Here is a 20794-nt window from a genome sequence, read left to right as displayed (position 1 = left end):
AACGGGCGTAGCCCCGGGAAGGCGCCAGGAAAACAGTCCAGTGGACTGTTTTCAGCCGCGAACGGGCGTAGCCCCGGGAAGGCGCCAGGAAAACAGTCCAGTGGACTGTTTTCAGCCGCGAACGGGCGTAGCCCCGGAAAGGCCGTCCGGGCCGCCGACGAGGTCGCCCGGGCGGCGCGCCCGGCGATCCTCAGCCGAAGAGCTTTTGCACCACGCGCTTCAGCCAGCCCGGCTGCGGCTGCTCCAGCGCCGGGGCGTGGGGGGCGAGCGCGGCGGTGCCCACCGGGTCGATCACCGTCTTGCCGTCCTGGAATTGCAGCCGGTAGAGATCGGCATAGATGCCGCCGCGCGCCAGAAGCTCTTCATGGGTGCCCTGGTCCACCACCCGGCCGCGGTCCATCACCACGATCTTGTCGGCGTTGCGGATGGTTGCCAGCCGGTGCGCGATCACCAGGGTGGTCCGCCCGCCCGACAGCTTGTCGAGCGCTGATTGCACCACCTGTTCCGATTGCGCGTCGAGCGCGCTGGTGGCCTCGTCCAGCAGCAGGATGGGGGTATTGCGCAGCAGCGCGCGGGCGATCACCACCCGTTGCCGCTGCCCGCCGGAGAGCGCCGAGCCGCGGGGCCCCACCAGCGTCTCAAGCCCGTTGGGCAGTTTCTTCAGGAAGTCGGAGACATGGGCGGCGTCGAGCACGCGCTTCAGTTCCGCATCGCTCACATCGGTGCGGCCGAGCAGGATGTTCTCCTTCAGCGTCTCGTCGAACAGAAGCGCATCCTGGCTGACCACCGAGAACAGGCCGCGCAGGTCGGCCAGTGTCATGTCCTTGACTGCGGTGCCGCCCACCGTGACGCTGCCCGCCTGCGGGTCGACCAGCCGGGTCAGCACGTTGAAGATGGTGGATTTCCCTGCCCCCGAGGCGCCGACCAGCGCGGTGGTCTTGCCGGGTTCTGCGGTGAGGGTGAGCCCGCGCAGCACTTCGGCGGTGCCATAGCGCAGGGTGACATCCTTCAAAACCACTTCGGGCAGACCTTTGGGGCTGGGTTTCGGCGTGCTCGGCGACAGCAGCAGGATGGGGGCGTCCATCAGTTCCTTCAGCCGTTCCAGCGCGGCGGCCGCGACCTGCCAGGCGGCGCTCATGTTGGCGAGGCGGCGCATCGGGTCGAAGGCGAGGCCGATGGCGGTGAAGAAGCTCATGAACTGGCCGACGGTCTTTTCGCCGTCGATGATCTCGGCGCCGCCATAGAGCAGCACCCCCATGAAACCGAGGCCGGCCATGATGTCGATCAGCCCCGAGATCGAGGCGCTGCCGACCGAGGATTTGACTTCGGCGCGGACGAAACCGTCCATATGGCGGCCGAAACGCTCGGCCTGATAGCTTTCGAGATTGTTGAGCTTGATCGGCACGATGCCATGGAAGATCTCGTCCAGCCGGGTGGAGAGATCGGCGCCCAGATCGCGCGCCTGCGCCGCCTTCTTGCGGACATAGCGCTGCGCGATTCCGATCGGGATCAGGCAGAGCGGTACGCCGATCAGCATCACCGCGGTCCAGCGCCAGTCGACATTGATCGCCACCCCGAGAAGCACCACCAGCGACACCAGATCGCGGCCGGTGCCGGTCAGGACCATCTGCCAGACCTGATTGATCGAGCTCACGTCGGATTGCAGCCGCTGGATCAGGAAGCCGGGCGGATGGGTCTGGTGAAAGGCGCTGTCCTGGCGCACCATGCGGGCCAGGAGATCGCGCCGGAGATTGGCGGCGGAGGCCTGAGAAATATAGGTCAGCAGCACTTTCTGCACGCCGCCGGCGATCCCGCGTATGGAGAACAGGGCCAGAAAGGACAGGCTGACCCAGACCAGCGAGCCGGAGTTGCCCTGAACGAAGATGTCGTCGAACATCGGCTGCATCATGTAGCTGACGGCGCCGACGGTGGAGCCTTCGATCAGCATGAAGACCACGGCCAGAGCGATCAGCCAGGTAAACGGATGCAGATAGCCGGACCAGAGCCAGCCCAGAAGTTCACGCGAAGAGGCGGGGCGACGGCTCATGTGCGCGGGCTCCGTCGCGGGGTAAAGGAATATGCATATCTCATGAGCTGGGACTTAAGCCGCAAGACGCTTTGGCGCAAGCGGCCTGCGTTGCGGTGGGGCTTTGCGATTGACGGCGGCGGCGCCACAACTAGTCTGGCGCGGTGATCTTGAGGACAGGCATCCGAACATGAGCAATTCTATCAGTCTCGCCCAAGGGCGGGAATATCTGGCGATTCCCGGCCCCTCGGTGATGCCCGACGCGGTGCTGCAGGCGATGCACCGCCCGGCGCCGAACATTTACGAGGGGCCGCTGGTCGAGATGGTGGCGGGGATCATCCCCGATCTCAAGAAGGTGGCGCAGACGGCGCATCATGCCGCGATCTATATCTGCAACGGCCATGGCGCCTGGGAAGCGGCGCTGTCGAACACCGTGGCCCCGGGCGAGACGGTGCTGGTTCCCGCGACCGGGCGGTTCGGCATGGGCTGGGCGGATATGGCCCAAGGCTTGGGGATCGAGACGCAGATCCTCGATTTCGGCCGTTCGGTGCCCTGGGACCTCGATCGCATCGCCGAGGCGCTGCGCGCCGATACCGGGCACAAGATCAAGGCGGTGCTCGGCGTGCATGTGGATACCTCGAGTTCTGTTCGCAACGATGTGCCCGGGCTGCGCCGGGTGCTGGACGATCTGGGCCATCCGGCGCTGCTGATGGTCGATTGCATCGCTTCGATGGGCTGCGACCGCTTCGAGATGGACACCTGGGGCGCCGATGTGGCGGTGACCGGCAGCCAGAAGGGGCTGATGGTGCCGCCGGGGCTGGCCTTTGTCTTCTTCAACGATCGGGCGGCGGCGGTCCGGGCGAAGATGCCGCGCGTCAGCCGCTATTGGGACTGGGCGCCGCGGGCCGAACCCGAGGCGTTCTTCCAGTATTTCGGCGGCACCGCGCCGACCCATCACCTTTATGGGCTGCGGGTGGCGCTCGACATGATCCACGCCGAGGGGATGGAGCATGTCTGGGCTCGCCACGCGCGCCTGGCTCAGGCGGTCTGGGCGGCCTGCGAGGCTTGGGGCCAGGGTGGTCCGCTGCGCTTGAACGTCGCCGATCCGGCGCAGCGGTCGCATGCGGTCACCGCGCTCAGGATCGGCGCGCCGCATGGGACCGAGCTGCGCCGCTGGGTGCAGGAGAATATCGGGCTGACGCTGGGGATCGGGCTGGGCATGTCCGAACCCGATGATCCCAAGGGCGACGGGTTCTTCCGGCTGGGGCATATGGGCCATGTCAACGGCCAGATGATCCTGGGCCTGCTGGGCGGGATGGAAGCGGGGATGACCGCGCTCGACATTCCGCATGGGTCTGGCGCCATCGAGGCGGCGGCGAAGGTGATCGCGGGCCGCTGATCGGGCGGGGGCCTTGCCCCCTGTGATCGGGGATGGGGCGCCGCCGCTGGCGGCGCCCGTTCTACTCAGGCCGTTCTACTCAGGCCTCGGGGGCGAGCTTGTCCTGAGTCTTGGTATCGAAATCCGAAGCGTCGTGGCGTTCGTGAAGCTGCAGCCCGGGGTTGCCGTAAGTACGGTTGACCATGCGGCCGCGCAGCACTGCCGGGCGGGCGTCGATCTGTCTCGCCCAGCGTTGCACATGGGCATAGCTTTCGACGTCGAGGAACTTGCCCGCGTCATAGAGACGGCCGAGCGCAAGCTGCCCATACCAGGCCCAGATGGCGATATCGGCGATGGTATAGTCGTCACCGGTCATAAAGGTCCGCTCGGCGAGGTTGCGGTCCAGCACATCGAGTTGGCGTTTGACCTCCATCGCGAAGCGGTCGATCGGATATTGCCATTTCTCTGGCGCATAGGCGTAGAAATGGCCGAAGCCGCCGCCCAGATAGGGGGCGCTGCCCATTTGCCAGAACAGCCAAGATAGCATCTCGGCCCGGTTCTGCGGGGCACCGAGGAAGGCGCCGAACTTCTCGGCCAGATGCAGCAGGATCGCGCCCGACTCGAAGACGCGGACCGGCTGCGCGCCGCTGTAGTCCATCAGCGCCGGGATTTTCGAGTTCGGATTGACCTCGACAAAGCCTGACCCGAATTGATCGCCGTCGCCGATCTTGATCAGCCAGGCGTCATATTCCGCGCCGGTATGACCTGCGGCCAGCAGCTCCTCGAACAGGACAGTGACCTTGACGCCGTTGGGCGTGCCCAGCGAATAGAGCTGGAAGGGATGTTCGCCCCGGGGCAGCGGCTGATCGTGGGTCGGGCCGGCGATCGGGCGGTTGATGCTGGCAAAGCGGCCGCCGCTCTGCTTGTCCCAAGTCCAGACCTCGGGCGGGGTATAGGGGGTATCCATGCGCGTTCCTCCTGTTGCGACAGATTTCCGTCGGGCGGGATGTCACAAGGGGTAAGCCTGCGCGCGGGCTTTGCCAAGCCGGGGCGGTGCAGGGCGCGGTGTGCAGCGCTGCACGAAGACCGGCGGTCCCGATCGGGGCCGCCAGCATGTTCAAGGATCAGCGACGCCGATCGCGCCGGGCGCTCATCGGTTGGAAGGCGACGCCGACATGGGCCTCGCAATAGGGTTTGCCGGCTTGCGTCGGCAGGCCACAGAACCAGAAATCGGGGGTCGCCGGATCGCCGACCGGCCATTTGCAGGTGCGCTCGGTCAGCTCCATCAGGGTGAGCTTCTTGGACTTCTTCTCGACCTCGTTCACCTTGGCGAGCGCCTCCGGGCTGACTTCATTGGCCGAGGGTTGCGGCGGCAGCGGCTGCCCGGCGGGGATGATCTGCTTGCGGGCCGGCGGCGTCGGGCGCTGCTCGACGGCGGGCTTGGTCTCGACCGGGGCGCGCGGGGCCGGTTCCGGGCGCGGCTCGGGCTTGGGCTTGGCGGCGACTTCGGGCTTCGGCGCCTCGATCGGCTTTTCCTTGGTTTCGGCCTTGGCCGGCGCAGTCCCGGTGGTGCGGTTCGACAGCCCGAGACGATGGACCTTGCCGATCACCGCGTTGCGGGTCACCCCGCCCAACTCCTTGGCGATCTGGCTGGCCGACTGGCCCTCGGCCCACATTTTCTTGAGCAGTTCCACGCGCTCGTCAGTCCAGGACATCTTATGCCTTTCAAAGCTCAAAGAGCGGCCTGCGCAGAGGCGGCCGCTCCGATCATTTCCCATCTGCAGCTTATTTTAATCACTGTTGGCCGAGATACAAGGCGGCACGGCATGCCGGGCGGCTATTGGCGGGCTGCTGGGAGGCGGATTGAGGCCGGCGAAGTGGCCAGTGTCGGGGCCAGTGTCGGGGCCAGTGTCGGGGCCGGGCGACGGCGGCGGCGCTGTTGTTTCGATGCCGCAGTGGCGCGGGCGCGGCAGAGGCGGGCGCCGGTATTGGCAATTGGGACTTTCCTTTTCCAGCCGCCCGCGCTATGCGGCCGGCATGATCGACCTGGCTCAAATCCTTCAGCTCCGACGCCGACGCGCCCGCGCGTAACGGCGCCTCTCGATCTTTTGCACTGGAATTCCGGTGCAGTTCTCTCTCATATCTGTCTCAAATCGTTGACCCAACCGCCCAAGTCGGGGCATTCCCTTGGGCCTGTGCTACCCGCAAAGGATGATCCTATGATCCCGTCCGTTCTGCCGACCTACAACCGTGCGCCGCTTTCCTTCGCCAAGGGCGAAGGCTCCTGGCTGATCGAGACGGATGGCCGACGTTTCCTTGACCTCGGTGCCGGTATCGCGGTGAACGCGCTGGGCCATGCCCATCCGGCGTTGGTCGCGGCGCTGACCGATCAGGCGCATCGGGTCTGGCATGTCTCGAACCTCTATCACATTCCGCAGCAGGAGGCGCTGGCCGACAAGCTGGTCGAGGCGACCTTTGCCGATACCGTCTTCTTCACCAACTCGGGCACCGAGGCCTGCGAGCTGGCGGTGAAGATGGTGCGGAAGTACTGGTACGAGAAGGGCCTGCCCGAGAAGACCGATATCATTGCATTCGAGGGCTCGTTCCACGGCCGATCCTCGGCGGGGATCGCGGCGGCGGGATCCGAGAAGATGGTCAAGGGCTTCGGCCCGATCCTGCCCGGCTTCAAGCATCTGCCCTGGGGTGACCTGGCGGCGATCGAGGCGGCGATCGACGAGAACACCGGTGCCATCCTGCTGGAGCCGGTGCAGGGCGAGGGCGGCATTCGCCCGATCGCCGACGCCGATCTCAAGGCGATCCGCGCGCTTTGCGACGAAAAGGGCTGCCTCCTGGTGCTGGACGAGGTGCAATGCGGCATGGGCCGCACCGGCCGGCTGTTCGCCCATGAATGGGCCGGGATCACCCCGGACATCATGATGGTGGCCAAGGGCATCGGCGGTGGTTTCCCGCTGGGCGCGGTGCTGGCGACGGAAGAGGCCGCCTCGGGCATGACCGCGGGCACCCATGGCTCCACCTACGGCGGCAACCCGCTGGGCTGCGCCGTGGGCTGCGCAGTGATGGATCAGATCAACACCCCGGCCTTCCTGCATGGGGTGAACCGCAAGGCGGGGATGCTGCGGCAAAAGCTCGAAGGGCTGGTCGCCGCTCATCCGCAGGTCTTCGAAGAGGTGCGTGGCCTTGGCCTGATGCTGGGGCTGAAATGCAAGGTGCCGAACGGCGATGTGGTGGTCGCGGGCTATGACAATCTGGTCATCACCGTGCCGGGCGGCGACAACGTGATCCGCCTGCTGCCGCCGCTCAACCTCAGCGAGGACGAGATCGCCGAGGCGCTGACCCGGCTCGAGGCCGCCGCCGAGACGATCGAGGCCAAGCTGGGCGAAACCGCCTAAGACCGCGCGGCGCGGCCGCGTTCCTTACCGGGTGGCGCGGCCGCCCAAAGCAAGAAAAGCAAGCAAGATGAATAACTTTCTGGATATCTACAAGACCGACCCCGCCGCCCTGCGGGGGATGATTGACCAGGCCGGGCAGATGAAACAGGCGCGCCTCGGCCGCCCGAAGGGGGCGCCCGATGACGAGCAGCCGCTGGCCGGCCGCATGGTGGCGCTGATCTTCGAGAAACCTTCGACCCGGACCCGGGTGTCCTTCGACGTCGGCGTCCGGCAGATGGGCGGGCAGACCATGGTGCTCTCGGGCAGCGACATGCAGCTTGGCCATGGCGAGACCATCGCCGATACCGCCCGGGTGCTGTCGCGCTATGTCGATATGATCATGATCCGGACCTTCGACGAAACCGTGCTGACCGAGATGGCCGAATACGCCGATGTGCCGGTGATCAACGGGCTGACCGACCGCACTCACCCCTGCCAGATCATGGCCGATATCCTGACCTTTGAGGAACATCGCGGCCCGATCGCCGGCAAGAAGGTGGTCTGGTGCGGCGACGGGAATAACGTCTGCGCCTCCTTCATCCATGCGGCGGGGCAGTTCGGCTTCGATTTCACCTTCACCGGTCCGGCCCAGCTCGACCCGGAAGAAGAGTTCGTGGGCTTCGCGCGCGGCAAGGGCTCCAAGGTGGTGATCGAGCGCGACGCAGTGAAAGCGGTCGAGGGCGCCGATCTGGTGGTGGCCGACACCTGGGTCAGCATGCACGACAGCCAGAGTTCGAAAGAGCGGCGGCACAATCTGCTGCGGCCCTATCAGGTGAATGCCGAACTGATGAAGCACGCCAAGCCGGATGCGCTCTTCATGCACTGCCTGCCGGCGCATCGCGAGGAGGAGGTGACCTCCGGAGTGATGGACGGGCCGCAATCGGTGATCTTCGACGAGGCGGAGAACCGGCTGCACGCGCAAAAGGCCGTCATGCGCTGGTGTCTCGGCGTCTGAGCCCGGCTCGATCTTCCGTCACATCAGAAGGGCGCCATGCGGGCGCCCTTTCTTTTGGCTCGCTCCGGCGCGGTCGCCTGTCTTGTCCGGGCTTCCCAAGCTTGCGCTTGCGTGGAGGGGTAGGGGTCAGCGTCTTTCGGCGTCGCGCCGCTTGGTGCGCAGGGTGGGGTCGGCCTGGGTCGGATCCTCGGGCCAGGGGTGTTTTGGGTATTGCGCCCGCATATCCTTGCGCACATCGGCATAGGAGCCGGCCCAGAAGCCGGGCAGATCGCGGGTCACCTGCACCGGGCGCTGCGCGGGAGAGAGGAGCGTGATCTTGATCGGCTGGCCGGCGCTGGTCGGGTGGGTGGTGACGCCGAAAAGCTCCTGCAGTCGCAGGGCGATCTCAGGCCCGTCACCGCCGGAATAGTCGATCGGCACCTTGCGCCCCAAGGGCGTGATGAACGATCCGGGCACCCGGCGGTCAAGCTCCTGTTGCTGGTCCCAGCTCAGCGCCGCCTGCAGCGCCGGCAGGGGGTCGAAGCGTCTCCAGTCCTCGGCCGTCTTCACGCGGTCCAGCATCGGCAGCAGCCAGTCTTCGAGATTTGCCATCAGCCCGTCGGTGGAGAAATCGGGCAGATCGGCGCCGGTGGCACGCAAGAGTTCCACCCGTGCGGCGAGGCGCGCGGCGGCGCCTTCGAGACGCAGGCCAAGATCGCGCACGCCGTCGAGCATGGCACGCGCTACCGCCTCGGGTGGCACGTCTTTCCAGGTCTGGTCGTCCAGCACCAGCGTTCCGAATCGTTCCTGTCGGCGCGCCACCACCCGGCGGTCGCGCTTCGACCATTCGCAGAGATCGACCCAGCCGATCTGGTCGGCGAAAAGCTCGCGGATATCGCGTTCGCCGATCTGCGCCGCCATGCGGATCTTGGCCTCGCGCGGGTCGCCGTCGAGGTCGGTGGCAACCACGAAGGGCGCGCCGGCCAACGGGTCGCCGGCGGCCATCACCGCGCCCTTGCCGCCTGAGAGCACATAGCGCGGCGCATCGCCCTTGCGACGCTGGCCGATGCGGTCGGGATAGGCGAGCGCCGCCATGGCGGCGGCGGACAGGCCGGGCAGGCTCGCCCTGGGCGCTTGCGCGCGCAGGCGCTTGGCCTCGGTCCGGATGCGCTCCAGCGTCGGGCGGGTGACCTCGAAGGGGCGCTCGGCGGTGAAACGTTTGAGATCGCGCAGCGCCTCGAGCCGCAGGGTCAGATCCGAGGGCGCGCCGCGCAGCGGGTCGCGCTCCTCGATCAGGGCGGCGAGGGGGGCGGCGTCGGGGCCGGCGAGCACCAGCATATGGGCGACACGCGGGTGCAGCGGCAGCGCCGCCAGTGCCCGGCCGTGATCGGTGATCCGGCCCTTGTCGTCCAGCGCGCCAAGCAGGCGCAGCAACGCCCGCGCCTCGGCCAGCGCACCGGCGGGGGGCGGGGTGAGGAAGGCCAGATCCTGTTCCGAGGCGCCCCAGAGCGCCAGGTCGAGCGCGAGGCCGGTCAGATCCGCCGCCTCGATCTCGGCCGGCGGGAAGGCGGCGAGGGCGCCGTCCTCTCCCTTGGACCAGAGCCGATAGCTGACGCCCTCGGCCACCCGGCCGGCGCGGCCGGCGCGCTGTGTCGCCTCGGCCCGGGTCACCCGTTCGGTCACCAGCCGCGACATGCCGGCGCCGGGATCGAAGCGGGCGCGCCGCGCCAGCCCCATGTCGACCACCACCCGCACGTCCTGAATGGTGAGCGAGGTTTCGGCGATGGAGGTCGCCAGCACCACCTTGCGCCCCGATGCGGCGGGCTCGATCGCCGCCCGCTGCTCGGCGAAGGGCAGCGCGCCATAGAGCGGACGGATCTGGCAGCCTGCGGGCAGGCGGCGGGCCAGGGCGGTTTCGGCGCGGCGAATCTCTCCCTCTCCGGGCAGGAAGACCAGGAGGCCGCCGCCCAGTTTCCGCGTCTCGGCCTCGGCCCGCACCACCAGATCGGCCAGCGCCTCGTCCCGCCGGGCCCGGGGGCCGAGCGGGGTGTCGAGCCAGCGGGTTTCGACCGGGTAACTGCGCCCCTCCGAGGTGATGACCGGCGCGGCCATCAGATCGCCCACCGGGCCGGCGTCGAGCGTTGCCGACATCGCCAGCAGGATCAGATCGTCGCGCAGGGCGCCCGCGACCTCGAGGCAGAGCGCCAGCCCGAAGTCGGCGTTGAGGGAACGTTCGTGGAATTCGTCGAAGATCACCGCACCGATGCCGGTCAGCTCCGGATCGGATTGCAGGATGCGGGTCAGGATGCCTTCGGTTACCACCTCGATCCGGGTGGTTTTCGACACCTTGCTCTCGCCGCGGATGCGATAGCCGACCGTCTGGCCCGGCGTTTCGCCCAGCGTCTCGGCCATCCGCTCGGCGGCGGCGCGGGCGGCAAGGCGGCGGGGCTCCAGCATCATGATGCGCCCCGTCGTCAGCCCGGCGTCGAGCATCGCCAGCGGCACCCTTGTGGTTTTCCCTGCCCCGGGTGGCGCCTGCAGCACGGCGCGGCCCTGTTGGCGCAGGGCCTCCAGCAGGTCGGGCAGGGCGGTGTCGATAGGCAGGCTCTGGGTCATCCGCGCCTTATCCGACAAAGCGGCGGGCGGGTCTAGCGGCGCAGCAGCACGGCGGGGCCATAGATCGTTTCGACCCGGATGCGGGTGGCGCGCATCCGGCCGGCCTCCGCCCGATAGTGGATGCGCAGGGGAAATTCGCGCCGCTGCCTCAGCTCGGCCTCGGGGTATCCGGCCAGACGGCGATAGGTGCCGATGCAGATCACCTCATCGGCCTCGGCCTCCTCGCTGAAAAGATGCAGTTCGGTCAGCCGTTCCCCGTCGAACACCCGCTGGCGCAGGGCGCAGGGCGGGCGATCGTCGCGGTCGCGCAGCACCATCAGGATCGCGGTCAGCGGGTCGACCGCGCCGCGCCGGTCATCTCGGCCGATCACGCCGCCGGACAGGGCCGCCGGGGCGATGCCGTCGTCGAAGCGCAGGTCGATCTGCGAGTCGCGGCGGCCAGTGTTCATCTCCTCCCGGTAGAACCTGGGGCGGAAACCGTCTTTGGTGCGGATGCCGCTGGCCCGCAGGACAAACCGCACGCGGGCCACCGCGCCGGCGAGCCCGGTGGTGCGGAACTGTGAGGTGGCGGTATAATGCCGGGCCTCGACCGAGCCGGTCAGCACCAGGTCCCCGACCTTCACCCCAAGCGCCTGCACCGCGAAGCGCGCATCCAGCGGCTCGGCCCGGAGGCAGATGGGCGCCAGGCTCAGAAGGATGCTCCAGATCAGGCACCGGGTCATGCGGCCGCAGCCCTCCGCACTGGACAAAGGCCGTCCGGCCAAGGCATGAAGGGCGCCGGACCGGCAGGATATGGGCATGCAGATACAGGACCTCGGTGACAAGATCTTGAACGGCGACCGGCGTGCGCTGGCGCGGGCGATCACGCTGGTGGAAAGCCGCCGCGCCGATCACCGGGCCGAGGCGGCGGCGCTCTTGGACCATCTGCGCATGGCCGGGCGCCAGGCGGTGCGGATCGGTCTGTCGGGCACGCCGGGGGTGGGGAAATCCACCTTCATCGAGGCGTTCGGCATGATGCTGACCGCTCAGGGGCTGCGGGTCGCGGTGCTGGCGGTCGATCCCTCTTCCGCGCGGTCGGGCGGCTCGATCCTGGGCGACAAGACCCGGATGGAGCGGCTGAGCCGCGATCCGATGGCCTTCATTCGCCCCTCTCCCAGCCAGTCGCATCTGGGCGGTGTGGCGCGCCGCACCCGCGAGGCAGTGGAGCTGTGCGAGGCGGCGGGCTTCGACGTGATCCTGATCGAGACGGTGGGCGTGGGCCAGTCGGAAACCGTGGTGGCCGAGATGTCCGATCTCTTCATCCTGCTGCTGGCCCCGGCCGGCGGCGATGAGCTGCAGGGCGTCAAGCGCGGCATCATGGAAATGGCCGATATCATCCTGGTCAACAAGGCCGACGGCGATCTGAAGCCGGCGGCGACGCGGACCTGTTCGGACTATGCGGGCGCGCTCAGGCTGCTGCGCAAGCGGCCGCAGGATCCGGAGGGCTTTCCCAAGGCGATGATGGTCTCGGCCCAGACCGAGGCGGGGCTGACCGAGGCCTGGGTCGAGATGCAGGCGCTGATTCGCTGGCGGCGCGAGAATGGCTTCTGGGACCGTCGGCGCGCCGATCAGGCGCTCTACTGGTTCGATCAGGAGGTGCGTCAGGCCTTGCTGGCGCGGCTGGAGACGGCAGCGGCGAAATCGGCGATGGCCGATCTCTCGGCCCGGGTGGCCGCAGGTGACATCTCGCCCGCTGTGGCGGCGGAGGAGATGTTGCGCGATCATCTGGGGAAGTGAGGGGGGCAGGGCCCTGTCCCTTGCCGGCAGGGCTTGACGATTCCCTATCGCGCGCGTAATAGCCTGCGAACGAGATTCCGGGCGCTGCCAAAGCGGCGCCCCTGTTATTTGCAGGGCCAAAGCAAGGGGTGCCAAGACCCCGCGACAGCGCCCGAGAAAAGACGAGGATAAAACCATGTCGCGCCGTTGCGAACTGACCGGTAAAGGCCCCATGACTGGCAACAACGTCAGCCATGCCAACAACAGAACCCGCCGCCGTTTTCTGCCGAACCTGAATGATGTGACGCTGCAGTCGGAAACGCTGGGCCGTGGCGTCAAGCTGCGGATTTCGGCTGCCGCCCTGCGCAGCGTCGACCACCGTGGTGGTCTGGACGCCTTCCTGGCCAAGGCCAAGGACGAGGAACTGTCCGATAACGCGCTGAAGATCAAGAAAGAGATCGCCAAGGCCGCCGCTGCCAAGGCTGCCTGATCCTTTTCGATCCATCGCAGATTTCGCGAACCCCGTACCGTCTGGTGCGGGGTTTTGCCTTTTGCGCTGCGGCGCCTTTGCGCTTGCCGGCGGGGGCTGCGCCTGACTATATGCTGCGGCTATGACCCGCAGGTGGCGCGCATATCTGGCCCTGGCCCTGGTCGCCGTGATGGCCCTGACCAGCCAGAGCATGGCCATTGCCCGCGGTGCCGCCGGCGTTGCCGGGCAGATCGAGCTTTGCACTGGCACCGGCCCGCTGACCGTCTATGTCGACGAGACCGGCAAACCCACCGGCCCGCCGCATATCTGCCCCGACTTCGCGCTGCATTTCCTCGCCTTCGTGACCCCGCCGGCGATCGCTCCGGTGCCGCTGGCGGTGGTGGGGCGCGCTTTCTCCAGCCGGCACCTCGGGCTTTGCGCCGAAACCGCGGTTCTGACCGCCTGCGCCCGCGATCCTCCCGCCGCGGTCTGACGTCTCGACAGAATACCCGAAGACACAGACGACGATCGCAAGAGGAGACACAGATCATGTCCGTCAAGACCACGCTTTTCGCTGCCGCCACCGCGGCTTTCGCCTTTGCCCTGCCGGCGCTTGCCGGTGATATCATGGTGCAGGATCCCTATGCCCGCGCCTCGACCGCCATGTCGAAATCTGGCGCCGCCTTCATGGTGCTGATGAATGAGGGCGACCAGGACGATCGGCTGATCGGCGCCAGCTCGGACGTCGCCATGCGGGTCGAACTGCACACCCACAAGGACAACGGCCAGGGTGTCATGAGCATGGTGAAGGTCGAGGAAGGCTTTCCGATCCCCGCCCATGGCAGCCATGCGCTGGCGCGTGGCGGCGATCATGTAATGCTGATGGGGCTCACTCACCCGCTGGTGCAGGGCGAGGTCATCAAGATCACCCTGACGTTCGAGAAGGCCGGCGAGATGACCGTCGAGGTGCCGGTGGATCTGGAGCGCGCCCCTGAGGGTGCTATGCAGATGCAGCATCAGCACGGCCAGATGAAGATGAGCAACTGATCGGGCGTAGCCCGCCAGTCATCGGGCCGCATCTTCGGGTGCGGCCCTTTTCGTTGCCCTGGCGCCAAAGCCCGCCGCGGGGGAGGGCTCAGCGCGCCAACAGCTCTGCCACCCAGGCGGGGACGGTCCGGGTGGCCGGGCCGAAGCGGGTGTCGTCGAATTGCGAGACCACGGCGGAGGGGGCGAGGTTCAACTCGATCGTTCGGGCGCCGGCGGCGCTGGCCTCCTGCACGAAGCCTGCGGCGGGATAGACCTGACCCGAGGTGCCGATGGCCGCGAAGATATCCGCGTTCATCAGATGGTCGAAGATCTGGTCCATGTAATAGGGCATCTCGCCGAACCAGACGATGTCCGGGCGCGCGGTGGGATTTTGACAGGCGGGGCAGGGTTCCCCCTTTGCCATCCGCATCGGCGCCCGCCAGCGATGGCCGCAGGCGGCGCAGAGCGCCTGGTCGAGCTGGCCGTGCATGTGCAGAACCCCGGTGGCGCCGGCCTTTTCGTGCAGGTCGTCGACATTCTGGGTGACGATCACCACCTCGCCGGGAAACGTTCTTTGCAGCTCTGCCAGCGCCGCATGGGCGGCATTGGGGCGGGCCTCGGCCGCCTGGATGCGGCGCATGTTATAAAACTCCTGCACCAGGGCGGGGTCGCGGGCGAAGCCTTCCGGCGTCGCCACATCCTCGATGCGGTGCTGGGCCCAGAGGCCGCCCTCGTCGCGGAAGGTGCCGAGGCCGCTTTCGGCCGAGATGCCGGCGCCGGTCAGGATGACGATCTTTTCCATGGGCTTTTCCCTGCGCGTTGGCTGTCCTATCAGGGTGGCGGAAGGAGTGCCCGATGACCAGCCGTATTCTCTTTGTCTGCCTTGGCAATATCTGCCGCTCGCCGGCGGCGGAAGGGGTGGCGCGCAGCCTGCTGCCGGGCCATCGGATCGACAGCGCCGGCACCTCGGATTGGCATGTGGGGGAGCCGCCCTATGGCCCGATGCAGGCGGCGGCGCGGGCGCGAGGGATCGAGCTTGGCGATCTGCGCGCGCGGCAGTTCGAGGCGGCGGATTTCGACCGGTTCGATCTGATCCTGGCGATGGATGGCAATAACCTGCGCGAGATCGAGGCGCTGCGCCCGGCGGGTCGGGCGACGCCGGTGCGGCTGTTCACCGATTACGCGCCGGAGACCGGCGCCGATCACGTGCCCGACCCCTATTATACCCGCGATTTAGACGCTGCGCTTGATCTGATCGAGGCGGCGGCCGAGGGGCTGAGGCGTCATCTTTCTGCCGAAGCTTGAGGCTGTTTCGCGGTCAAGATTAAGCGAAGTCAAATCTGCCGTCTGATGATGTGAAATCTTGCCCGGCGGCTCTTGCCCGGTGAGCGGCGCGGCGGTGGGATAGGGCGTCCCGGTTCCGAGCCCTTGCCCATGTCGCCCGATCACCCTTTCTCGACGGTCCTATTCCTCGATCACCCGAAGCTGGCCGGCCAGCCAGGGCAGCCGGTTGACCACTGGGTCTATCATCTGGCTGCGGACCAGCCGGCGCATGGTCTGGGCCACGTCGCGCGGTACCCGGTCGGCCCAGTCGGCCGCGGCAAAGAGCGAAATGGTGCGCGAAAAGGCCGGGAAGGGCAGCGGGAAGACGTCGAGGTCATCGTGAAAGCGACCGGCGCGCATATAGCCCAAGGGGGTGGTCAGCGCCCAGCCGATCCGCCGCGACACCATGGCCATCAGCGCCAGGTGACTGCCGATCTCGAACCGCTCCTCGAAATGCAGCCGCTGGCGCGCCAGCTGCGCCTCGATCTGGCGCGAGATCATCTGTTCCTTGGCATAGCGCAGGAAAGGCAGGGTGGTGAGCGATTCCATGACGTTGTGCCGGTCCTGCACGGCGCCGCGAGGGGCCACCAGGACAAAGGGGTCGCGCACCAGCCGGTATTCGGCGATGCCTTCGCGCAGCTCTCCGGTGCTGGCGGCGACGGCGATATGCAGCCGGCGGTCCTCCAGCGCCTCGTTGATCTCATGGCTGGGGGCGGTGATCATCTTGAACCGGCAGCGGGTCAGGCTTTCGGCCAGGATGGTGACCAGCCGCGGCGTCAGATCATTGTCGAAATCGTCGATGATCCCGAAGGACAGGGTGGTCAGTTCGCTGAGGTCCATCACCGTCAGCTCGCTCTGCGCCAGCCGCAGTTCCGACAGCACCGCCTCGGTCCGCGCCAGAAAGCTGCGACCGGCCGGGGTCAGCACCATCGGGCGGCGGCCATGATCGACCAGCTCCGCCCCAAGTGCGGTTTCCAGGTTGCGGAGCTGCTGGCTGACGGCGGGTTGGCTGAGGCCGGTCATCTCGGCCGCCTGGGCCACCGAGCCGGTGGCTCCCAGTGCCGCGAAGACTTCGAGCCCGCGCAGCGTGACGCCTTTCATGAGCATGTCGCGTTTCCTCGTAGTTTTGTCTTTTGTGAATATAGCCATCGCGCCGGTCAAGCCCTCCACAACGTGGCCGCGCCAGTGAGGAGCCATCATGCCCATTGAAGTTTTGAAAGCTGCCCAAACCTTGGCCGTCGCTGCGGGGGGCGAAGTGGCCGACAGCGTGGCGATCATGCTGGCGCGGCTGGCCGCTGGTGGCGAGGCGGTGGCGCTGGACTATGCCCAGAGGCTCGACGGCTGGGAGGGGCCGGTGGTGGTGTCCGTGGCGGAGATGCGCGCGGCAGCCGATCAGGTGCCCGAGGCGTTGAAGCTGGCGATCGGCTATGCGCATGAGAACATCCGCCGGTTTGCCGAGGCACAGCGCGCCTCGGCGCAGGAGTTCGAGGTCGAGCTGCGCCCGGGCCTGCTGGCCGGGCAGCGGCAGATCCCGCTTGCCGCCGCCGGCTGCTATGTGCCCGGCGGGCGCTATGCCCATATCGCCTCGGCCCTGATGACGATCGCCACGGCGCGGGCGGCGGGGGTTGCGGATGTCACCGCCTGTACGCCGCCGCGAGGGGGCGAGGGGGTGCCGCCGGCGCTGCTTTACGCCATGTCGCTGGCCGGGGTCGACCGGGTTCTGGTGCTGGGGGGCGTGCAGGGGGTGGCGGCGATGGCGCAGGGGATGTTCGGAGCGCCGCCCGCCGATATCCTGGTGGGCCCCGGCAATGCCTTCGTGGCCGAGGCCAAGCGGCAATTGTTCGGCCCGGTCGGTATCGACATGTTCGCCGGCCCCACCGATCTGCTGATCGTGGCGGATCGCAGCGCCGATCCCCGCACCGTGGCCTGGGATCTGGCGGCACAGGCTGAACATGGGGCGACCTCTCCGGTCTGGCTGGTCACCGATCACCGGCCGCTGGCCGAGGCGGTGCTGCGGCTGCTGCCCGGCTGTTTCGACGAGCTGCCCGAGCCGAACGCCAGCGCCGCCCGAGCGGCCTGGGAGGCGTTGGGAGAAATCACGCTCTGTGCCTCGCGCGACGAGATGGCGGCATTGGCCGATCGCTATGCGCCTGAGCATCTGCATGTGCAGGCGGAGGATCTGGATTGGTGGCGCGGGCGGCTTGGCGCCTATGGTTCGCTGTTTCTGGGGGCAGAGACGACGGTCGCCTTCGGCGACAAGGCGGCGGGGCCGAACCATGTGCTGCCGACGGCGCGGGCGGCGCGCTATACCGGCGGGCTCAGCGTGCACAAGTTCCTGAAGACGGTGACCTGGCAGCGCGTCACCGAGGCGGCGCTGCCCGATCTGGCGCGGGCGACGGCGATCATCAGCCGGGCCGAGGGCATGGAGGGCCACGCCCGCAGCGCCGATCTGCGTCTGGCGCGGGTACATCCGCCGCTCAGGCTGGCGGTTGGTGGGATGGGCTGATCAGAACGGCGACGCCTGTGGCGTCGCCCTGACCAAAGGGCTTCAGCCGCAGACCTCGGCAGCGCGGTCGCCGAAGGCACGGTAACGTTGCCACAGCTTGGCATCGCCGCTGCGGCTGGACTGGCGGACTTCCTGCGCCTGGTGCGGGTTGTCGAACCAGCGGGCCACCTTACGCCGTTCCGAGGCGCTGAGGCTGGTGTTGGCGACGCGCTGGATGCAGCTGCACAGCTCGGGTGAGGCGGCCGTGCGGTTCGATTGGCGGCAGGCGCGTTCGATGGAGCCGGCTTCGGTCGGGGCGGGGGCCATCCATCCCAGGGCGCCGGCGCAAAGTGTTACGGTCAGCAGGTATTTCATCGCTCTTCCTCGTTCCGGGGTTTCGTCCCGTGCTTCTGGCCTTCTGGCTCAGTGCTGTTTGCGCAGCACTATGTCTGACTCGTTGCTCTCGGGCAATCGCAACGCTGTCGCACCCCATCGGAAAGGGGACGGATCAAAGATCCGCCCCCTACCTGGAGAGTATTCGATTGATATCCGGACGTCCCGGGGATCACTGCTCTTGCCTCGATCCTGCCTCTACCGTGCAGGTTGTTTCCATGGCAGGTTCAATGGCGGCGGATTGTGGCAAAATTAAGGAATCGGTGGCGAAAGCGTGGCACATCGCGCGCGCCACGTCTGTCCGCTTGACGGGCATCGCGTTCCCATACATATCGCAGCTTATGACCGAGCTTTCGCACATCCGCAACTTCTCCATCGTCGCCCATATCGACCATGGGAAATCCACGCTTGCAGACCGCCTGATCCAGGAGACCGGGACGGTGCAGGACCGTGACATGAAAGAGCAGCTGCTTGACGCGATGGATATCGAGCGCGAGCGCGGCATCACCATCAAGGCGAACACCGTTCGCCTTGACTACAAGGCCGACGATGGCGAGACCTATATCCTCAATCTGATCGACACGCCCGGCCACGTCGACTTCGCCTATGAGGTCTCCCGCTCGATGCGCGCGGTCGAGGGCTCGCTGCTGGTGGTCGATTCGACCCAAGGGGTCGAGGCGCAGACGCTGGCCAACGTCTATCAGGCGATCGACGCCGGGCACGAGATCGTGCCGGTGTTCAACAAGATCGACCTGCCGGCCTCCGACGTCTCCCGCGTGGCGGAGCAGGTCGAGGATGTGATCGGCATCGACGCCTCGGGCGCCATCGCGGTGTCCGCCAAGACGGGCGTCGGCATCCATGAGGTGCTTGAGGCCATCGTCCACCATCTGCCGGCGCCGCAGGGCACCCGCGACGCGCCGCTCAAGGCGATGCTGGTGGATAGCTGGTACGATTCCTATCTGGGCGTGGTGGTTCTGGTCCGCATCATGGATGGCGTCCTGAAAAAGGGCGACCGCATCAAGATGATGCAGAACGGCAGCACCCATCTGGTGGACCGCATCGGCGTGTTCCGGCCGCAGATGCAGCCGGTCGACCAGCTGGGCCCGGGCGAGATCGGCTTTCTCACCGCCCAGATCAAGCAGGTGCGCGACACCCGCGTCGGCGATACCATCACGCACGAGAAGAAGGGCTGCGACACCGCCCTGCCGGGCTTCAAGCCGTCGGTTCCGGTGGTGTTCTGCGGTCTCTTCCCGGTGGACAGTTCCGAGTTCGAGGATCTGCGCGACGCCATCGACAAGCTGGCGCTGAACGACGCCAGCTTCTCCTTCGAGATGGAAACCTCGGCCGCGCTCGGCTTCGGCTTCCGCTGTGGCTTCCTCGGGCTTTTGCACCTCGAGGTGATCCGCGACCGGATCGAACGGGAATATAATATCGAGCTGATCACCACCGCGCCCTCGGTGGTCTATCACGTCTACATGCGCGACGGCACCATGCGCGAGCTGCACAACCCCGCCGACATGCCCGATCTGACCCTTGTCGATCATATCGAGGAGCCGCGGATCAAGGCCACCATCCTGGTGCCCGATGAATACCTGGGCGATGTGCTGAAGCTCTGCCAGGACCGCCGCGGCATTCAGGAGGATCTGTCTTACGCCGGGTCCCGCGCCATGGTGGTCTATGACCTGCCGCTGAACGAGGTGGTCTTTGACTTCTACGACCGGCTGAAATCGGTGACCAAGGGCTATGCCAGCTTCGACTATCAGATGATGGGCTATCGCCAGGACTATCTGGTCAAGATGCAGATCCTGGTGAACGACGAGCCGGTGGATGCGCTGTCGACCATGGTTCACCGCGACCGGGCCGAGATGCGCGGCCGGGCGATGGTCGAAAAGCTCAAGGACCTGATCCCGCGCCACATGTTCAAGATCCCGATCCAGGCGGCGGTGGGCGGCAAGGTGATCGCCCGCGAGACGCTGTCGGCGCTGCGCAAGGACGTGACCGCCAAATGCTATGGCGGCGACGCCACCCGGAAGCGCAAGCTTCTGGACAAGCAGAAGGCGGGCAAGAAGAAGATGCGCCAGTTCGGCAAGGTCGACATCCCGCAGGAGGCGTTCATCTCGGCGCTGAAGATGGACAGCTGAGGGGCAGGGCAATCTGCCGGCGGTTCTGAGACAGGCGGCCCCTAGCGGGGCCGTTTTCATTTCAGGATGTGCCTTTGACCCAAGGCCGGCCCGGGCGTCAGCCCGGGCAGCGCCCGGCCCGCCCCCCACGGGGCGGGCGCTTCGCCGCCCACCCCGCCGGGCCGGGCGCCGCCCTTCGTGTGGGGAAAAACCTTGGGGATATGCCCCCAACGTCATTGGGCTTTTGGCTTCCCCTTCCGGTTGTGACCCCCTATAGCGCTCCCAACACCCACATTTCCGGAGATACCCGATGCCCTGCGCCCTCTGTTCCGCCGACGCGCCCCTTACCGCCTATGCTGTCACGGGTGGCCCTGCTGGCGCCACGGCCGATCTCTGCGACACCTGCATCGCCCAGATCGAGGGCGAGGCGGATGCGAACCATTGGCGCTGTCTGTCGTCGTCGATGTGGTCTGAGGAGCCGGCGGTTCAGGTGCTGTCGGCGCGGATGTTGAACCGGTTGGCGGATCAGGACTGGGCGCGCGATCTGGCCGAGCAGCTCTGGCTCGACGATGACACCCGTGCCTGGGTCGAGAACGTGCCGCAGGACACCGGCCACAAGGACAGCAACGGCGTTCCCCTGGCGCAGGGCGACACCGTGGTGCTGATCAAGGATTTGCCGGTGAAGGGCGCCAATTTCACCGCCAAGCGCGGCACGGCGGTGCGCGGCATTTCGCTGGTTCAGGACAATCCGGGCCAGATCGAGGGCCGGGTCGAGGGTCAGCGCATCGTTATCCTGACCGAGTTCGTCAAGAAGCGCTGA

At 67.1% G+C, this 20794-nt stretch carries 19 protein-coding genes; 11 read left to right on the top strand and 8 right to left on the bottom strand.

Going from position 1 to position 20794, the window contains the following annotated elements:
• Window positions 1-190: 190 nt before the first annotated feature.
• Window positions 191-2047, bottom strand: a complete 1857-nt coding sequence (locus ACN0V4_RS18920; protein ID WP_417679010.1) for an ABC transporter ATP-binding protein — start codon at window positions 2045-2047, stop codon at window positions 191-193.
• 169 nt (window positions 2048-2216) lie between these two features.
• Between ACN0V4_RS18920 and ACN0V4_RS18915 the strand changes: the two genes are divergently transcribed.
• Window positions 2217-3425 (top strand): pyridoxal-phosphate-dependent aminotransferase family protein, encoded by a 1209-nt coding sequence (locus tag ACN0V4_RS18915; protein ID WP_417679008.1) that lies wholly within the window; start codon window positions 2217-2219, stop codon window positions 3423-3425.
• A gap of 79 nt (window positions 3426-3504) precedes the next feature.
• Here ACN0V4_RS18915 and yghU read toward each other — a convergent pair whose 3' ends face one another.
• Together yghU and ACN0V4_RS18905 are read right to left on the bottom strand one after the other, a co-directional pair.
• Entirely contained in the window at window positions 3505-4371 is an 867-nt protein-coding gene (yghU, locus tag ACN0V4_RS18910) for a glutathione-dependent disulfide-bond oxidoreductase (protein WP_417679006.1), read from the bottom strand.
• 157 nt (window positions 4372-4528) lie between these two features.
• Window positions 4529-5119, bottom strand: a complete 591-nt coding sequence (locus ACN0V4_RS18905) for a GcrA family cell cycle regulator (protein ID WP_417679004.1) — start codon at window positions 5117-5119, stop codon at window positions 4529-4531.
• A gap of 504 nt (window positions 5120-5623) precedes the next feature.
• On the opposite strand from ACN0V4_RS18905, the gene ACN0V4_RS18900 reads away from it, so the two are divergent.
• Window positions 5624-6814 (top strand): aspartate aminotransferase family protein, encoded by a 1191-nt coding sequence (locus ACN0V4_RS18900; RefSeq protein ID WP_417679002.1) that lies wholly within the window; start codon window positions 5624-5626, stop codon window positions 6812-6814.
• 67 nt (window positions 6815-6881) lie between these two features.
• The gene (argF, locus tag ACN0V4_RS18895) at window positions 6882-7808 is read left to right on the top strand and encodes an ornithine carbamoyltransferase (protein WP_417679000.1); all 927 of its coding nucleotides are present in this window, start codon (window positions 6882-6884) and stop codon (window positions 7806-7808) included.
• Between the two features lie 126 nt (window positions 7809-7934).
• Here the strand turns inward: argF and hrpB are convergent, their stop codons facing one another.
• Window positions 7935-10403, bottom strand: coding sequence for an ATP-dependent helicase HrpB (gene hrpB / locus ACN0V4_RS18890; protein ID WP_417678998.1), 2469 nt, complete (start codon window positions 10401-10403; stop codon window positions 7935-7937).
• Between the two features lie 32 nt (window positions 10404-10435).
• Entirely contained in the window at window positions 10436-11125 is a 690-nt protein-coding gene (locus ACN0V4_RS18885; RefSeq protein WP_417678996.1) for a DUF3108 domain-containing protein, read from the bottom strand.
• A gap of 76 nt (window positions 11126-11201) precedes the next feature.
• On the opposite strand from ACN0V4_RS18885, the gene meaB reads away from it, so the two are divergent.
• The 4 genes from meaB to ACN0V4_RS18865 all read left to right on the top strand — a co-directional run bounded on the left by meaB (window position 11202) and on the right by ACN0V4_RS18865 (window position 13674).
• The gene (gene meaB / locus ACN0V4_RS18880; RefSeq protein ID WP_417678994.1) at window positions 11202-12179 is read left to right on the top strand and encodes a methylmalonyl Co-A mutase-associated GTPase MeaB; all 978 of its coding nucleotides are present in this window, start codon (window positions 11202-11204) and stop codon (window positions 12177-12179) included.
• 175 nt (window positions 12180-12354) lie between these two features.
• Window positions 12355-12648 carry a 50S ribosomal protein L28 gene (gene rpmB / locus ACN0V4_RS18875; protein ID WP_417678992.1) on the top strand — a complete coding sequence of 98 codons (294 nt, stop codon included), beginning with the start codon at window positions 12355-12357 and terminating at the stop codon, window positions 12646-12648.
• A gap of 121 nt (window positions 12649-12769) precedes the next feature.
• Window positions 12770-13120 carry a hypothetical protein gene (locus tag ACN0V4_RS18870; RefSeq protein ID WP_417678990.1) on the top strand — a complete coding sequence of 117 codons (351 nt, stop codon included), beginning with the start codon at window positions 12770-12772 and terminating at the stop codon, window positions 13118-13120.
• Between the two features lie 56 nt (window positions 13121-13176).
• A complete protein-coding gene (locus ACN0V4_RS18865) occupies window positions 13177-13674 on the top strand; it encodes a copper chaperone PCu(A)C (RefSeq protein WP_417678988.1) in 498 nt (165 codons plus the stop codon).
• 88 nt (window positions 13675-13762) lie between these two features.
• Here ACN0V4_RS18865 and ACN0V4_RS18860 read toward each other — a convergent pair whose 3' ends face one another.
• Window positions 13763-14455 carry an NAD-dependent deacylase gene (locus ACN0V4_RS18860; protein ID WP_417678986.1) on the bottom strand — a complete coding sequence of 231 codons (693 nt, stop codon included), beginning with the start codon at window positions 14453-14455 and terminating at the stop codon, window positions 13763-13765.
• A gap of 53 nt (window positions 14456-14508) precedes the next feature.
• Between ACN0V4_RS18860 and ACN0V4_RS18855 the strand changes: the two genes are divergently transcribed.
• On the top strand, window positions 14509-14958 hold the full coding sequence (locus tag ACN0V4_RS18855; protein ID WP_417678984.1) for a low molecular weight protein-tyrosine-phosphatase: 450 nt from the start codon (window positions 14509-14511) through the stop codon (window positions 14956-14958).
• Window positions 14959-15117: 159 nt separating this feature from the next.
• Here ACN0V4_RS18855 and ACN0V4_RS18850 read toward each other — a convergent pair whose 3' ends face one another.
• Window positions 15118-16083, bottom strand: a complete 966-nt coding sequence (locus tag ACN0V4_RS18850; RefSeq protein ID WP_417678982.1) for a LysR family transcriptional regulator — start codon at window positions 16081-16083, stop codon at window positions 15118-15120.
• Between the two features lie 91 nt (window positions 16084-16174).
• Here ACN0V4_RS18850 and hisD point away from each other — a divergent pair, with 91 nt between their 5' ends.
• Window positions 16175-17482, top strand: coding sequence for a histidinol dehydrogenase (hisD, locus tag ACN0V4_RS18845; protein ID WP_417678980.1), 1308 nt, complete (start codon window positions 16175-16177; stop codon window positions 17480-17482).
• A gap of 42 nt (window positions 17483-17524) precedes the next feature.
• On the opposite strand, the gene ACN0V4_RS18840 is transcribed toward hisD, so the two are convergent.
• Complete coding sequence (locus ACN0V4_RS18840; RefSeq protein ID WP_417678978.1) at window positions 17525-17836, bottom strand: hypothetical protein; 312 nt, start codon at window positions 17834-17836, stop codon at window positions 17525-17527.
• Between the two features lie 359 nt (window positions 17837-18195).
• On the opposite strand from ACN0V4_RS18840, the gene lepA reads away from it, so the two are divergent.
• Window positions 18196-19995, top strand: coding sequence for a translation elongation factor 4 (gene lepA, locus ACN0V4_RS18835; RefSeq protein ID WP_417678976.1), 1800 nt, complete (start codon window positions 18196-18198; stop codon window positions 19993-19995).
• Window positions 19996-20284: 289 nt separating this feature from the next.
• On the top strand, window positions 20285-20794 hold the full coding sequence (locus ACN0V4_RS18830) for a PhnA domain-containing protein (protein ID WP_417678974.1): 510 nt from the start codon (window positions 20285-20287) through the stop codon (window positions 20792-20794).

It is taken from the genome of Pseudodonghicola sp. (assembly GCF_048268305.1).
Taxonomy (GTDB): domain Bacteria; phylum Pseudomonadota; class Alphaproteobacteria; order Rhodobacterales; family Rhodobacteraceae; genus Pseudodonghicola.
The sequence above is the reverse complement of the archived record's forward strand: the minus strand, read 5'-3'. Positions and strand labels throughout refer to the sequence as shown.

Excerpts from the sequence above, each read along its gene's own strand:
- ACN0V4_RS18920 (WP_417679010.1), bottom strand. The coding sequence starts at position 2,047 with ATGAGCCGTCGCCCCGCCTCTTCGCGTGAACTTCTGGGCTGGCTCTGG.
- ACN0V4_RS18915 (WP_417679008.1), top strand. The coding sequence starts at position 2,217 with ATGAGCAATTCTATCAGTCTCGCCCAAGGGCGGGAATATCTGGCGATT.
- yghU (WP_417679006.1), bottom strand. The coding sequence starts at position 4,371 with ATGGATACCCCCTATACCCCGCCCGAGGTCTGGACTTGGGACAAGCAG.
- ACN0V4_RS18905 (WP_417679004.1), bottom strand. The coding sequence starts at position 5,119 with ATGTCCTGGACTGACGAGCGCGTGGAACTGCTCAAGAAAATGTGGGCC.
- ACN0V4_RS18900 (WP_417679002.1), top strand. The coding sequence starts at position 5,624 with ATGATCCCGTCCGTTCTGCCGACCTACAACCGTGCGCCGCTTTCCTTC.
- argF (WP_417679000.1), top strand. The coding sequence starts at position 6,882 with ATGAATAACTTTCTGGATATCTACAAGACCGACCCCGCCGCCCTGCGG.
- hrpB (WP_417678998.1), bottom strand. The coding sequence starts at position 10,403 with ATGACCCAGAGCCTGCCTATCGACACCGCCCTGCCCGACCTGCTGGAG.
- ACN0V4_RS18885 (WP_417678996.1), bottom strand. The coding sequence starts at position 11,125 with ATGACCCGGTGCCTGATCTGGAGCATCCTTCTGAGCCTGGCGCCCATC.
- meaB (WP_417678994.1), top strand. The coding sequence starts at position 11,202 with ATGCAGATACAGGACCTCGGTGACAAGATCTTGAACGGCGACCGGCGT.
- rpmB (WP_417678992.1), top strand. The coding sequence starts at position 12,355 with ATGTCGCGCCGTTGCGAACTGACCGGTAAAGGCCCCATGACTGGCAAC.
- ACN0V4_RS18870 (WP_417678990.1), top strand. The coding sequence starts at position 12,770 with ATGACCCGCAGGTGGCGCGCATATCTGGCCCTGGCCCTGGTCGCCGTG.
- ACN0V4_RS18865 (WP_417678988.1), top strand. The coding sequence starts at position 13,177 with ATGTCCGTCAAGACCACGCTTTTCGCTGCCGCCACCGCGGCTTTCGCC.
- ACN0V4_RS18860 (WP_417678986.1), bottom strand. The coding sequence starts at position 14,455 with ATGGAAAAGATCGTCATCCTGACCGGCGCCGGCATCTCGGCCGAAAGC.
- ACN0V4_RS18855 (WP_417678984.1), top strand. The coding sequence starts at position 14,509 with ATGACCAGCCGTATTCTCTTTGTCTGCCTTGGCAATATCTGCCGCTCG.
- ACN0V4_RS18850 (WP_417678982.1), bottom strand. The coding sequence starts at position 16,083 with ATGCTCATGAAAGGCGTCACGCTGCGCGGGCTCGAAGTCTTCGCGGCA.
- hisD (WP_417678980.1), top strand. The coding sequence starts at position 16,175 with ATGCCCATTGAAGTTTTGAAAGCTGCCCAAACCTTGGCCGTCGCTGCG.
- ACN0V4_RS18840 (WP_417678978.1), bottom strand. The coding sequence starts at position 17,836 with ATGAAATACCTGCTGACCGTAACACTTTGCGCCGGCGCCCTGGGATGG.
- lepA (WP_417678976.1), top strand. The coding sequence starts at position 18,196 with ATGACCGAGCTTTCGCACATCCGCAACTTCTCCATCGTCGCCCATATC.
- ACN0V4_RS18830 (WP_417678974.1), top strand. The coding sequence starts at position 20,285 with ATGCCCTGCGCCCTCTGTTCCGCCGACGCGCCCCTTACCGCCTATGCT.